At 69.8% G+C, this 12,889-nt stretch carries 11 protein-coding genes; 8 read left to right on the top strand and 3 right to left on the bottom strand.

Going from position 1 to position 12,889, the window contains the following annotated elements; all coding sequences use genetic code 11:
• A partial coding sequence (locus LzC2_RS16750; protein WP_171189124.1) for a hypothetical protein occupies window positions 1–702 on the bottom strand: 702 nt, incomplete at its 3' end.
• A gap of 163 nt (window positions 703–865) precedes the next feature.
• On the opposite strand from LzC2_RS16750, the gene LzC2_RS16745 reads away from it, so the two are divergent.
• Window positions 866–1,480: a tetratricopeptide repeat protein gene (locus tag LzC2_RS16745; protein WP_171189122.1), complete on the top strand. Its 615-nt coding sequence runs from the start codon at window positions 866–868 to the stop codon at window positions 1,478–1,480.
• Between the two features lie 194 nt (window positions 1,481–1,674).
• Here LzC2_RS16745 and LzC2_RS16740 read toward each other — a convergent pair whose 3' ends face one another.
• The gene (locus LzC2_RS16740; protein ID WP_171189120.1) at window positions 1,675–3,222 is read right to left on the bottom strand and encodes an outer membrane protein assembly factor BamB family protein; all 1,548 of its coding nucleotides are present in this window, start codon (window positions 3,220–3,222) and stop codon (window positions 1,675–1,677) included.
• Between the two features lie 113 nt (window positions 3,223–3,335).
• Here LzC2_RS16740 and LzC2_RS16735 point away from each other — a divergent pair, with 113 nt between their 5' ends.
• The 3 genes from LzC2_RS16735 to LzC2_RS16725 are packed head-to-tail and all read left to right on the top strand — an operon-like array spanning window position 3,336 to window position 4,653.
• The gene (locus LzC2_RS16735) at window positions 3,336–3,917 is read left to right on the top strand and encodes a metallophosphoesterase family protein (protein ID WP_171189118.1); all 582 of its coding nucleotides are present in this window, start codon (window positions 3,336–3,338) and stop codon (window positions 3,915–3,917) included.
• A gap of 50 nt (window positions 3,918–3,967) precedes the next feature.
• Window positions 3,968–4,249 carry a hypothetical protein gene (locus LzC2_RS16730; RefSeq protein ID WP_171189116.1) on the top strand — a complete coding sequence of 94 codons (282 nt, stop codon included), beginning with the start codon at window positions 3,968–3,970 and terminating at the stop codon, window positions 4,247–4,249.
• Entirely contained in the window at window positions 4,246–4,653 is a 408-nt protein-coding gene (locus tag LzC2_RS16725) for a type II toxin-antitoxin system VapC family toxin (protein WP_171189114.1), read from the top strand. The genes LzC2_RS16730 and LzC2_RS16725 overlap by 4 nt, the downstream gene beginning before the upstream one ends.
• 16 nt (window positions 4,654–4,669) lie before the next feature.
• Here LzC2_RS16725 and LzC2_RS16720 read toward each other — a convergent pair whose 3' ends face one another.
• Complete coding sequence (locus tag LzC2_RS16720) at window positions 4,670–5,743, bottom strand: formylglycine-generating enzyme family protein (RefSeq protein ID WP_171189112.1); 1,074 nt, start codon at window positions 5,741–5,743, stop codon at window positions 4,670–4,672.
• 138 nt (window positions 5,744–5,881) lie between these two features.
• Here LzC2_RS16720 and LzC2_RS16715 point away from each other — a divergent pair, with 138 nt between their 5' ends.
• The 4 genes from LzC2_RS16715 to LzC2_RS16700 all read left to right on the top strand — a co-directional run bounded on the left by LzC2_RS16715 (window position 5,882) and on the right by LzC2_RS16700 (window position 12,598).
• Window positions 5,882–7,243, top strand: a complete 1,362-nt coding sequence (locus tag LzC2_RS16715; protein WP_171189110.1) for an SWIM zinc finger family protein — start codon at window positions 5,882–5,884, stop codon at window positions 7,241–7,243.
• A complete protein-coding gene (locus tag LzC2_RS16710; RefSeq protein WP_171189108.1) occupies window positions 7,240–8,904 on the top strand; it encodes a DUF5691 domain-containing protein in 1,665 nt (554 codons plus the stop codon). The genes LzC2_RS16715 and LzC2_RS16710 overlap by 4 nt, the downstream gene beginning before the upstream one ends.
• A gap of 153 nt (window positions 8,905–9,057) precedes the next feature.
• A complete protein-coding gene (locus LzC2_RS16705; RefSeq protein ID WP_171189106.1) occupies window positions 9,058–10,185 on the top strand; it encodes an AAA family ATPase in 1,128 nt (375 codons plus the stop codon).
• A 1-nt stretch (window position 10,186) separates the two neighbouring features.
• On the top strand, window positions 10,187–12,598 hold the full coding sequence (locus LzC2_RS16700) for a DUF5682 family protein (RefSeq protein WP_171189102.1): 2,412 nt from the start codon (window positions 10,187–10,189) through the stop codon (window positions 12,596–12,598).
• Window positions 12,599–12,889: the final 291 nt, after the last annotated feature.

The raw sequence follows: 12,889 nt of genomic DNA, 5'->3' as shown, positions 1-12,889 counted from the left end.
ACCCGCGCCGCCTCCGCCGGCCTGCTGCTGGACGCCTACGCCCCCACGCCGATGACCGGCGCCGGCGCCGGTCATCGGCGTGGGGGCGTAGGCGTCCAGCAGCAGGCCGGCGGAGGCGGCGCGGGTGGAGCGGAACCGCACCAGATCGCGGACGTCATACGACCGCGTGACGAGCCGTTCGTCGGCGAAGTCCTGGGTGGTGATGCGGAGCAATCCGCCGTCGTTCACCGCGGTCAGCGGCGCCGTCTGCACGGTTTCCAACAGCAGGCTGAGCATCCGGCCGACGGTCACCGGCACGGCGGTCGGCACTTCCGGGGGATCGCCGAGGATCACGTCCCGCAGGTCGATCTTCTGCAGTTCCAATTGCGGGCGATCGAGGAAGATCGGCAGGCCCGCCTCCTTGCCGAACTGGGCGAGAGCGTCGGCGAGGCTGTCCCCGCGCTGGGCGATCGGCTCCCCGGCGGTCAGCACCTTCGAGGCTTCGCGGGCGAGCAACGCTTCCAGCATGGCCTCCGCCTCCGCCCGCACGGCGCCCTGTTCAATAATGCCGTCCTCGACCGGGGAGGTCGCCGCCTCGGCCATCTTCGCGGCCGGGGCCGGGGCGTCGCTCTGCTGTCCCGCTCCTTCCTGACCCACGGCACAGAGGGGGGCGACCAGCAACGGCAGCGCCGCGAGGGCGACGGGGAAGGGGCGTGCGAGCATCGCTGCGGGAACCGTGGGACCAAGTGGCGGGCGGACGAGCGACGTCCAGCGTAATCATCACCGAGGGTTGATGGGAGAGGCGGGGCGGCGGCGGGGGGCGAACGCGAGCGCCGTTCGGCGAGTTCCCCTTCCCGGTTCGCGCCCGAAAGGTTATCCCCGGCGCATGTTCGTTCGTTCGACCGCCGCGGTCCTGTTCTGCGCCGCATTGGCGGCGACGCTTTCGGGATGCAATCAACTGGCCGGGCACACGGCAAACGCTCGGGGGAAGGCGTTATACGAACGCGGACAGATCGCCGCGGCCGCGGACGAGTTTCGCAGAGCGACGCTCGACGACCCGGCGGACGCCGACTACCGCCACAACCTCGCCGCCGCGACGGAACGGCTGGCGAATCCCCGGCAGGCGGAGGCGCTGTATCGGCAAACGCTGGCGCTGCACCCCGATCATCAGCCGACGGTACATAAGCTCGCCGAGCTGTATCTCAACACCGGTCGCCCGCAGTTGGCCCGCGATCTGACGGCCCGCTGGGCCGCGGCCCGGCCCGGCGACGCCCGGCCTCAAATCGAACTGGCGTTCGTGCAGTCTCGCACCGGCGACTTGGCCGGGGCGGAACGCAGCCTGCGGCAGGCGCTGGTCGTCGAGCCGAAGCACGCGATCGCCCTGGCGAACCTCGCCGACCTCCAGGCCCGCACCGGCCGCGCGGCCCAAGCGAAACACACCGCCGCCGCCGCCCGCGAGAGCGACTGGACCGTCAAGACGACCGCCGGCGTGCGGCGGTAGGCCGGCGTTTTTCTCTCCTCTCCCTCAGGGAGAGGGGCCGGGGGTGAGGGTGAACGAGCCTGCGTAGGCCGCCATTCGCGGAGTGTGCAGAGAGCGGTCGGGAGGTGCATGGCAGCCGAACGGTGAAAGCCCCCTCACCCCCGCCTCCTCTCCCCCCGGCATTCCATAAAGGGAGGGGAGAGGGGAGGACATGGTCACTTCGTCAAATCGTAACAGGCGAGGTGTTTTTCGAGTCGCACATAAATCCGCCCATCGGCGATCGCGGGGCTGGCGCAGGGGAGCAGGCCGACGCGGGTGACCTCTTTATCGAATCGGGCGACGCTCTCCGCGTCGCCGACGGGGAGGTTTAATTCCTCCCGCCATTGATCCTCCGTCTTGGCGACGGCGCCGGGACCGACGGAGAGATCGAACCGCGGACGGAACTCCTCGCCCGTCAGATCGAAGGCCAGCAGTCGGCCGTAAGTATAAAGACCGACGCCGCCGGTCTCGCCGTTCGCTCCAGTGGTCACGAGCGCGGCCGGCGACGTATACCGCGGCTTGGCGAGATCCAGCCGGGCGGTCCACAGGCCGGCGCCGTCTTTGAGACTCACGCAATCCAACCGGCGATCGCCGGGAACAAGCACGAGATCCCCCGCGACGACGGGGGTGGCGCCGGGGTCGGAGAGCTTCTGATATTTCCACAATAGCTCCGGCGGCCCATCGTTGGGGGAGCCGGGCGTGAGGTCGTAACAGCGGAGGCCGCCTTTGCGACTGTCGCCGTAGGTCAGCAGGCGGTCGCCCGAGACGATTGGCGAGGAACGCGACGCGCCGGTCTCTTCTAAACGAAATAGTTCGCTGCCGTCCCGCGGACTGACGGCGACCGTCTCGCCGCCGCTGTTGACGATCACGGCCGCCTCGTCCCCGACAACGGCGAACGCGGGGCTGGAATCGCGACCGGTTACGTCTTGATTGTCCCACCGGATCGACCCGTCACGCAGTTCCACACAGAACAGCGATCCAGCTTGAATATAAGCGTCTCCCCCTGCGTTCAGACTCGGCGTCACAAGCGGCGAAGAGGAGATTTGCTCCGCATCGAATTCGCCCGGCAGCGTGATCTCCCACTCCGTCTCGCCGGTCGTCGCAGAAAGTAGACGGAGAACCCGATCGCCGCTCAGATGAAGGAGTTTTTCGGCGGCCTCGGGGGGACGAATTTCCGTCAATCGAAACGCCGCCGGGGTGCTGCTTTGGGGGAACCGCGTAACGGGGGTGTCGCGGTCGTTCGTCCAGAGCGTCTCGCCGGTGGCGGCGTCGTAACACGTGATCGACTCGCGGCCGGTGAAGGCGGTGCGGCGGCGTTCGAGGCTCTCGGCCCGGCGATTCCGTTCGTATTCCTCCGCCTCGGCGGCGGGCAGGGCGGCTTCTTCTTCCTCGGTCAGCGGCGGGTATTGAGCCGGGGGCAGTTCGACGCCCTCCTTCTTCACCCGACCGGCGACCGCTAAATACACCCGGCCGTCCGCGACCACCGGGCTGGACCAGCCGCCGCGCAGGTCGCCGTCGAGTTCCGCGGTCCACACCGGCTTCAAGCCCTCCGGCGGGGCGTCGGTGCGGAGTTCGGCGCCCTCCGCCAACATCGCGGCGCCGGTGCGGTTCGGGCCGCGCCACTGCGACCAGTCGTCGCCCCCGTGAGCCGCGACGGGCGCCGACAGCGTCAGGCCAAGCAGGGACAGGAGGAGCGCCGACGGGGCGAATCGCGGTCGAATCATCGGGCCGATCGGGGGAAGTCACGGGATGGGCGAAGTCGGACGATATCGTTCCGAGTCCGCAGTCGCCCCCGCGGATCGCCCCCTCTCCGCTTCCGCCGTTCCCCCCTCCCGCCATGCAGCGGCTCGCCGTCCTCGCCGATACCCACGGCCGCGTCCCGGAGGCCGTCGCCGCGCTGGCGGTTCTCGACGCTCACGCCCCGGATCTGTTCGTGCATTGCGGCGACGTCGGCGGCGGGCGGTATTCGGCCCACGGCGTGTTGAACGAACTGGCCCGCGTCGCCGGCGATCGGCCGGTGTATCTCGTGCCGGGCAATAACGATCGCGACCCCGCCGCCCTCGAAACCGCCGCGGACGAGCGGGGACTGCACTACGGCGACCCGGCGTTGATCGAATTGAACGGCGTCCGCATCTGCGTGACCCACGGCACGAAGTGGGAGCAGGACGACTTTGCGGAGCGGGGCGTCGACGGCGTTTATTATGATTTAATTTGCAGCGGCCACACCCACCGCCGGGCGTGGGAGCGGAAGACGTTTCCCAATCGAACCGAAGATGGCCCGGCCGGCGAACGAAGCGTGCATTTATTGAACCCCGGCGCCTGCTGGCGGGCGGACCCGCGCAGCGTCGCCCTGCTGGACCTGCCGTCGCCGGACCCGGCGACGTGGAAGAGGACCTTTCTGGACGTCCCGCGGCCGTGACGCCCAGCGGTGGCTATCATGCATCGTCCTCGCGACCAACGGGTCTCCTCATGCAAGCCTCCCCCGAGACGATCGTCCTTCCTCCGGATCTGCTTGAAGAGGCGGTCCGCGCGGCCGAGCGCCGCGGCATCGGGGTGAACGCCTGGGTCAGCGAATGCGTGCGGGCCTCCCTGCCGCGACCCTGGCCGCCGGCGACGCCAGATCCGAACGATCCGCTGTTCGCGGATGCCGCCATCTACGAAGGCGACGGCCCGACCGACATGGCCGAGCGGCACGACGACTACCTGTACGGCCCGATCGTTGAGAGCGGCGAGACGGACGCCGCGTCATGACGTTTGTCGACGCCGGACCGTTCATCGCCCGTCATTTTGCTCCCGATCAGCACCACGACGCGGCAGTCGCCTACTGGAACCGCCTCGCGGCCCGTCGCCGGCTGCTGGTGACGAGCAACTTCGTGCTGGACGAAGCCGCGACGCTGTTGGCGCGGAAGGCGGGCTACGAGTTCGCTGCCGAGAGGGCGAGGCGTTGGTTTCACTCCCCCTCATTGACGATCCTGCGGCCGGACGCCCACGACGAGGACGCCGCCCTCGAATGGTTCACGCGATTCGCCGATCAAGGCGTGAGCTTCACCGACTGTATTTCCTTCGCATTGATGACCCGCGTCGGCATTCGCTCGGCCTTTACCTTCGACCGGCATTTCCGTTTCGCGGGGTTCGAGCCGGAACCGCGGACGTGAAGGGCCATTCCGCTCCTCACCCCAACTCCAACACCCGCCGCCCGAACGTGTGGCCGGGGTAAAGGGCGACTTCGGAATCCAAGCCGCAGAAGTCCGGCTCACGCCACGCGGTCGCGAGCGGCAGCCAGCCGGCGAGGAAGCCGGCGCCGCCGCAGAGCATGCAGCCGCCGTCGCCGCCCCGCGTGCCGACGACCTCTCCCGCGGCGTTCTCCACGACCTCTTGCTGGTAGGGGTTCTGGGCGATGCAAAGCCCCAGGGCGTTCGGGCGGAGGTGCAGATCCCAATCGGTCTCGAACCCTTCCGCGGGGCGGTCCAGCGTGCCGCCGGAGAGCGCCCAGGCCGTCCGCCAGCGGGCCTCGGCGGGGCTGACGTCGGTCGGGTAGCGGTCCATCGGGGCGTGCTCGCCCCAGCGCCACAGCGTCTTCGCCCCGCCGTCGCACAGGCGTTCCCACTCGTCGTCCGTCGGATAGCGAAAGCCCCCGGCCCGCACGGTCGCCGCGAGACGTTCGGGCGTGAGGTCGTCGGCCTCCTCGGCGATCAGCGTCCTGGCTTCATCCCGCCGCACCCGCACGTCGCGGCCGTCTCGACCGATCGACGACGACCCTCCCGCCGCCCGTCCCCGCAGGTGCTTCTTGCCCAGTGCGAGCACCTCCTTCACCAGCGCATCGGTCGGATCCGCCGGGCGCCAGCCGACCTCCCGGGACTCCGCCTCGACCAGCAGCGGGGGCAGAACCGCGGTGCGAACCGGCGTCAGCACGTCCTTCAGATGCACGATCGGATCGGGGGCGAGCCCGTAGCCCTCCGCCGTGCCGGCCCAACTGTCCCGTTCCTCCGCCTCCGGTTCCCACATCATCGCGTCGAAGCCCAAGCGGGCCTCCCCGCCCGGGACGAAAACCCACGCGGTCGCGGCCGGTCCTTTCGCCTCGGCAAGGGTGAAGTGGGCGACCTCCCGGGCGATCTGGCCCAGCTCATGTCGAATGACGCCGGCGAAGGCGAACCCGGTCGGGAGGTCCTTCGCCAATCGCTCGCCGAACGCCTGCTTCTCCGGGACGGAGAGCGCCGCCCACGTCTCGAGATCCGGCGGCGTCATGGCAGGCTCGGCAGAGCGATCCGGTTGGGGAGGAACTTTTCGATTCGTTCGGCAAACTGGCTTCATTGAGGTTGCGGCGTCAACTGGACGTGCGCACACTGGTCCGGTCCCCGGGTGCGAGTTGAAGGGTTCGCTGCCGTGTCCGCCGCTCTCCTCACCGTCGAATGGGCCGAAGGGCTGGCGCCGGACGCCTCCAGCCTCAAGAACGGCCGGAAGCTCGCGGGGCAGGCGGGCAAATGGAGCGACCGCGGACAGTCGGACGCGGCGTTGTGGGGGGCGTTCCAAGGCAGCGGGAAGACGCCCTATCAGGTGCGGATCGACCTCGCCGGGCCGGCGTGGAAGTGCAGTTGCCCCAGCCGCAAGCTGCCCTGCAAACATTCGCTCGGGCTGCTGATCGGCGCCGCGGAGGACGACGCCTTCTGTCCCGCCGGCGAGCCGCCGGACTGGGTGCAGGAGTGGCTCTCCAAACGCGAATCGACCGCCCAGGCGAAGGCCACGAAAGCGGCGACCGCCAAGCCCGTCGATCCCAAAGCGCTGGCGAAGCGTCGGGCCGCCCGGGAGAAGAAGATCGCCGCCGGGCTGGAGCGGTTGGAACTGTGGTTGGACGACCGCCTCCGCGGCGGATTGGCGGAGTTCGAGACGAGCGGCCCCGGCCTGTTCGAGAAGGAAGCCGCCCGCTTGGTCGATGCCCAGGCCGGCGGCCTCGCGGCTCGGATGCGGAGCCTTTCAGAGATCCCTGGCAGCGGCCCGGACTGGCCGGATCGCTTGCTCGCCGGGCTGGCCTCGCTGCGGCTGCTGACCGCTGCGTACCGCCGGCAGGAGGAACTGCCGGAGGGCTTGCGGGAGGACGTGCGGACGCTGATCGGCTGGAACCGGTCGGAGAAGGAGACGATCGCCGAGGGGGAACGCGTCGACGACGCCTGGCTGACGCTCGGCACGATCGAGTGGGACGAAGACCGCGTCCGCGGTCGGCGGACCTGGTTGAAAGGGGTGATGACCGAACGCACCGCGGAGGTCGTGCAGTTCGTCCCGCACATGGGCGCCGGCGGGCAGGGGTTCCCGGAGACCTTCGTGGAGGGCTGCGTGCAGCCGATGACCCTCGCCTTCCACCCCTCCGCGGCGCCGCGTCGGGCCGTGGTGGTGGGCCGCGAATCGGAGCCGGTCCCCGTCCCCCTCCCGCCGGGCCGAGACGTCGCCGGACTGCTGGACGAGGTCGCCGACGAACTCGCCGCCTGCCCGTTCCGCACGCGGTTCGCGGGGGTGCTCGCCGGCGTCACGCCGATGATCGACAATGAGAAATGGTGGCTGCGGGACGAAGCGGGCGCCGGCGTGCGATTGGCGAAGGACGATTGGTGGGCGCTGCTGACCGAAAGCGGCGGTCGCCCGCTGACGGTCGCCGGCGAATACGCGACCGATGCGGTCGGCGGTCCGCGGTTCCGCCCGCTGCGGTGGGACGCCGGCGCCCCGAAACAGCAGTCGCCTGCGGGAGTCGAACGATGAACGAGCGCACCCGCGCCGCCGTCGTCGGTCTCTCAAAGGCCGGCCCGAGCGTCGAGACGACTCTCGAGGAACTCTCGTTTGTCTCCCGGGAAGGAGACACGCCGGAGGCGCGGTTCCTGCTCTCCGTCGCCGCCGAGGATCTCTGGACCGAAGCCGGCCGCGTGCCGACGCCCGCCCCCACGCCGCCCGAGCCGTGCGACGACGGCGAAACGCCCCCGCTGCCGGGGGAGGTCGCCCGGGTCGCGGTGACGATCTGCGGCGTGCTCGATCCCGTCCACGGGTCGGCGTCGCCGGAGTACCTCGGGCTGTTGCGGGAGCTGTGCAATCGGCTCGCGGCCCGCGGTTGGTCGCTGCCGCCGGCGACGTTGCCCGTCGCCCTCGACGCCGCGAACTGGGGGCGTTCCTCGAAGTCGCTCCGGCCCGCGGTCGCCGCCGCCGTCGGTCCCCGCGGCCGTTGGCTGGCGCAGTTCAACCCGGAATGGACGTGGCTGCTGGAGGAAGCCCCCGACCCCTCGCCCGAGAGCGCCGCCGACTCGGAGGCCGACCGCTTCGCCGCCCAATTCGCCGCGGACCACTTCGGCACGCGGCTGCTGGCGTTGAAAGCGTGGCGGGCCGCCGACCCCGCCGCCGCCCGGGAGGCGTTGGACGAGGTGTGGAAGGGCGAGACCGCCTTCCGCCGGGCCGCCCTGCTGGAGTCGTTCGAGATCGGCCTGTCGGCAGCGGATGAGCCGTTCCTCGAAGCGGCCCTGACCGACCGCAGCAAAGCGGTGCCGGCGGTCGCGGAGCAGTTGCTGCTCGGCCTGCCGGGGTCCGCTTTCGCCGCCGCCCGCCAAGCGGTCGCCGACCTGTTGCTGACGCTTGAAAAGGGCCGCAAAGCGACGCTGGTCGCCACGTTGCCCCCCGCCTCCGGTCAGCAGATGGAAGGGGACGGCGGGATCGACTGGGGCCTGTTGGCGCAGAAACCGGCGCCGGGAACCGACCGCGGCGTCCGGGCTGAACGGTTGGTGCGGGCGCTGGCCTGCGTGACGCCCTCGCACTGGACCGAGCGGTTCGAGCGGAGTCCCGCGGAGCTGATCGCGTTGGCTCAGGCGGGAGAGAAAACGGCGCATGGCGAAGAGACGCTCGCCGGTTGGCTGGACGCCTGCGGCCGGTTCGCGGCGACCGATCCGTCCGTCGCCGCCGACTGGGCGCCGGCGCTGTCGGCGTGGCTGACGGAGCGGCTGAACCGCAAGGCTCGAAAGCGCGGGTGGCCGGATCGACTGCCGAACGTTCAGCCGCATTTCACCACGCTCCTCACCGCTCTGTCGCCGGACGCCGCCGCGGCGTTCGTGACGCCGCTGCTGACGACGAAAGTCGTCGCTGCGATGCCTGCGGAACTCGGATCGGCCCTGTGGGCCGCCGTCCCGACTCCCTGGCCGGACGGCTTCGCCAGGGCCGTCGTCGCGGCGGTGGAGCAGGGCCGCAATAAACGCGGCTGGGAGGGCGGCTACGAGTATCACACCTGGCACGCGGCGCTACCGCTGACGCTGGAACGCCTGCCGCCGGCCGTCCTCGCCGATCTGCCCCCCGGCTGGCCGACCGACGGCGATCCGCCGCAGTGGCTTGAAAAGGCCATCGACGCCCTGCGATTACGGCGCCGCATTCACGAACTCCTCCCCTAAGCGCTGTTTTCAGGACGTTGGAATCATCAACCCGAAGCGTCAGCGAGGGACGCCCGCGCAGCGGGCGGGCTGCGCCCGCCGCCCTCGCTGACGCTTCGGGTTGGTGTTGAAGCAACGCCTTAATCCGTCTCTCAACCACCTCGGAATCGATTCATGGCCGCAAAGAAAAAATCGCCCCCGGCGAACAAGCCGAAGGCCGATCAGAGCGCCGTCCTGCGGCGCCACGCGGAGGAGCAGTACGCCGACGAACTCGCCGCCCTCGCCGCCGCGGACGAGCGGCCCAAACCGCCGAACTGGAACCTCTCCCCCTGGGCGGTGAAGACCTATTTATTAGGCGGCACGCTGGACGACGGCACGGAGATCACGCCCAAATACGTCGGCAACGAACGGCTGATCGAGATCGCCGTCGCCACCCTCGCCACCGACCGGGCGCTGCTTTTATACGGCGTCCCCGGCACCGCCAAGAGCTGGGTCAGCGAGCACCTCGCCGCGGCCATCAGCGGCGACAGCACGTTGTTGATTCAGGGTACCGCCGGCACTGATGAATCCGCCCTGCGCTACGGCTGGAACTACGCTCGATTGTTGGCCGAAGGACCGAGCGAAGCGGCGATGACGGAGTCCCCCATGCTGCGGGCGATGGCCACCGGCAAGATCTGCCGCGTGGAGGAACTGACCCGCATCCCCAGCGAGGTGCAGGACACCCTCATCACGATTCTCTCCGAGAAATCCCTGCCGGTTCCGGAATTAAATACGGAGGTGCAGGCGACGCGCGGCTTCAACGTCATCGCCACCGCCAACAACCGCGACCGCGGCGTGAACGAACTCAGCTCCGCATTGATGCGGCGCTTTAATACCGTCGTGCTGCCCACGCCGGACAGTCTGGAGGACGAGGTGGAGATCGTCCGCAGCCGCAGCGAACAACTCGGCCGAGCGCTGGAACTGCCGGCCGAAACCCCGGCGCTGGAGGAGGTGCGTCGGGTCGTGACGGTGTTCCGCGAACTCCGCGACGGCCTGACCGACGACGGCAAGACGAAGCTCAAAAGCCCCAGCGGCACGCTCAGCCCCGCCGAGGCGATCAGCGTGGTCAACAGCGGCACGGCGATGGCCGCCTTCTACGGCGACGGCGTGTTAAACGCCCGCGACCTCGCCAGCGGCATCACCGGGGCGATCGTCAAAGACCCGGTGCAGGACCGCGTCGTCTGGCAGGAGTATCTGCAAACCGTCGTCAAGGAACGCGACGGCTGGGGCGATTTTTACAGGGCCTGCCGGGAGGCCCTGTAACGTGACTGACGCCGCCCCCGACCCCGTCAAACTGTTCGGCGTCCGCCATCACGGCCCCGGTTGCGCGCGGGCTTTGGGAGCGGCGTTGGCGGAGTATCGACCGGACGCCGTGCTGATCGAAGGCCCGCCGGAGGCGAACGACCTCATTCCGCTGCTCGCTGACCCGGCGTTCGTCCCGCCCGCGGCGCTGCTCGTGCACCGGGCGGACGATGCATCGAAAGCGGCGTTCTTCCCGCTGGCGGATTATTCCCCAGAACTGACCGCCGCCCGCTGGGCGTTAAACGCTGATGCGGAGGTCGAGTTCATCGACCTGCCGATGACGCACCAATTCGCGTTGGAGGAGGCGGAAACGCCGGAGGGGGATGTGCTGCCCGCTTCGCCGTCGCCGTCAGGCGGCGCGCCCCCGAGCGACGCAGATGACGATGAACCGTTGGAGGACGAACCGGGCGCGCCGCCTGACGGCGACGGCGAAGCGGAGGGCGCCGGAAAGCGGTACGACCTGCACCCGATTCGCTCCGATCCGCTGGGTTGGTTGGCGCGGGCGGCGGGGTATGAGGACCGGGAGCGCTGGTGGGAACAGCAGGTCGAACAGCGCCGCGACGCGACCGGGCTGTTCGACGCCATCGCGGAAGCGATGACCGAACTGCGGACCGAAGCGGAGGCCGATCTGCCGGACGGCGAAGACCTCGCCGAGGACCGCGACGCCCTCCGCGAAGCGTATATGCGGCGCCGGGTACGGGCCGCGGTGAAGGCGGGGCGGCATCGCATCGCGGTCGTCTGCGGGGCGTGGCACGTCCCGGCGCTGCTGGGGTCCGGAGGAAACGGACTCGGCCCGGATAAACCGGATCGGGAGTTGTTGAAGGGTTTGGGGAAAGTGAAAACCGCGGCGACCGTTTGCCCGTGGACGAACGACCGGCTCACGCAGGCCAGCGGCTACGGCGCCGGGATCGAAAGCCCCGGCTGGTACGGCCATCTGTGGGCCGCTTCGTCGCCTGACGGCGGCGATCAGCCTGCGATCGGCTGGGTCACGCGGGCGGCCCGGCTCTTAAGGGAGGAGGGCCAGGACGCCAGCAGCGCCGGGGTGATCGAAGCGGTCCGCCTCGCCGACGCCCTCGCTGCATTGCGGGGGTATTGCGCCCCCGGTCTGAGCGAACTGAGTCAGGCGATCCTCGGCGTCCTCTGCCACGGCGAGCCGGCGCCGTTGGCCCTCATTCGCCGCAAGCTGGAAGTGGGCGACGCGCTCGGTTCGGTCCCGCCGGACGCCCCCGCCGTTCCCCTTCAAAAAGACCTCGAAGCGACCCAGAAACGCCTGCGCTTCAAACCGACCGGCGAGAAGAAATCGGTGACGCTCGATCTCCGCAAAGAGACCGACCTCGAGCGCAGTCGGTTATTGCACCGGCTGGCGATCCTCGGCGTGCCGTGGGGCGTTCGAAGCCATGAAAGCGGGACCGGCACCTATAAAGAGGCCTGGACGCTGGATTGGCGACCCGAGTTCGCCGTGCGGATCATCGAATCCAATCGCTACGGCGGCACGGTTCCGGCGGCGGCCTCTTCAAAACTGACGGAGCACGCCGGCGGCAGCGACGGGCTGGCGGACCTCGTCAAACGATTGGACGCCGCCCTGCTGGCCGATCTGCCGGGGGCGGTGGGGTTGTTGGTGGATCGGGTGCGAGACGCCGCGGCGGTGGCGGCGGATGCGGCCGGGCTGGCCGCCGCGATCCCGCCGCTCGCCCGGGTCGCCCGCTATGGGGACGTGCGGGGCACCGCGGCACAGGATCTGTTGCCGGTGCTGCGGGGGATGCTGGAACGCTATTTCGTCGGCCTCCCGCCCGCCTGTCGGGCGCTGGACGACGAGGCCGCCGCCGCGGCGCTGGGCGGGGCGGCGGGCGTCCACGGGGCGCTCAAAACGCTCGAACTGAGCGAGGAAGCGGAGACGTGGCGCGGCGTGCTGTTCGCGCTCACGAACGAGGACGAAGTGCACGGCTTGCTCCGCGGCTGGGCGGCCCGCACGCTCTTGGAAGAGCGGGCGATCGACGCCGACGACCTCGCCCGCCGCGCCCGATTGGCGTTGGCCGCCGCCTCCGAACCGGCCGCCGCCGCGGCGTGGGTCGAGGGCTTATTGCGCGGCTCCGCGAAGGTGCTGCTCTACGAAGACGCGGTCTGGGCGGCGCTCGACGGCTGGCTGACCACGCTGAACGACGAGCGGTTCCTTGAAGTCTTGCCGCTGCTGCGGCGTTCGTTCGCCCACTTCTCCCATCCCGAACGACGGGAGATGGGCACGCGGGTCAAAGATCTCGACGGCTCCCCGAACGCTCCGTCCTCCAAAACCCTCGCCGCCGGCCCGGCCGTCGATGAGGAGCGGGCGCGGCGGGTGATTCCAGTTCTCCGAACGATCCTGGGGGCCGGAACGTGACGACTTGGAACCGCGACCGTCAGGGAGTCGGCTCTGTGCGGCCGCCGTCACCGGCGTGCAGCTCGAACTTCGTTCAACGTCGAGAGAGCCGGCTCCCTGACGGTCGCAGTTCCGTCCATTATCAATCGCAATAGAACCATGACCGAAGACGAACGTCGCCGCCGGTGGCGCCTGATCCTCGGCTCGCCCGCGGAGAAGTCCTGCGGGGAGCTGTCGCAGGGGGATGCGGGGATCGATGGGTGCCTCGCCGCTCTTTATGACGCCGGCGGATCCGGCGGAGGGGGGCCGGAC

This window comes from Alienimonas chondri (genome assembly GCF_013036045.1).
GTDB classification, from domain to species: Bacteria; Planctomycetota; Planctomycetia; order Planctomycetales; family Planctomycetaceae; genus Alienimonas; species Alienimonas chondri.
This window is presented reverse-complemented; position numbering and strand designations above follow the sequence as displayed.

Bases quoted from the DNA above. Each gene is read 5' to 3' on its own strand.
- LzC2_RS16745 (WP_171189122.1), top strand. From the start codon at position 866: ATGTTCGTTCGTTCGACCGCCGCGGTCCTGTTCTGCGCCGCATTGGCG.
- LzC2_RS16740 (WP_171189120.1), bottom strand. From the start codon at position 3,222: ATGATTCGACCGCGATTCGCCCCGTCGGCGCTCCTCCTGTCCCTGCTT.
- LzC2_RS16735 (WP_171189118.1), top strand. From the start codon at position 3,336: ATGCAGCGGCTCGCCGTCCTCGCCGATACCCACGGCCGCGTCCCGGAG.
- LzC2_RS16730 (WP_171189116.1), top strand. From the start codon at position 3,968: ATGCAAGCCTCCCCCGAGACGATCGTCCTTCCTCCGGATCTGCTTGAA.
- LzC2_RS16725 (WP_171189114.1), top strand. From the start codon at position 4,246: ATGACGTTTGTCGACGCCGGACCGTTCATCGCCCGTCATTTTGCTCCC.
- LzC2_RS16720 (WP_171189112.1), bottom strand. From the start codon at position 5,743: ATGACGCCGCCGGATCTCGAGACGTGGGCGGCGCTCTCCGTCCCGGAG.
- LzC2_RS16710 (WP_171189108.1), top strand. From the start codon at position 7,240: ATGAACGAGCGCACCCGCGCCGCCGTCGTCGGTCTCTCAAAGGCCGGC.
- LzC2_RS16705 (WP_171189106.1), top strand. From the start codon at position 9,058: ATGGCCGCAAAGAAAAAATCGCCCCCGGCGAACAAGCCGAAGGCCGAT.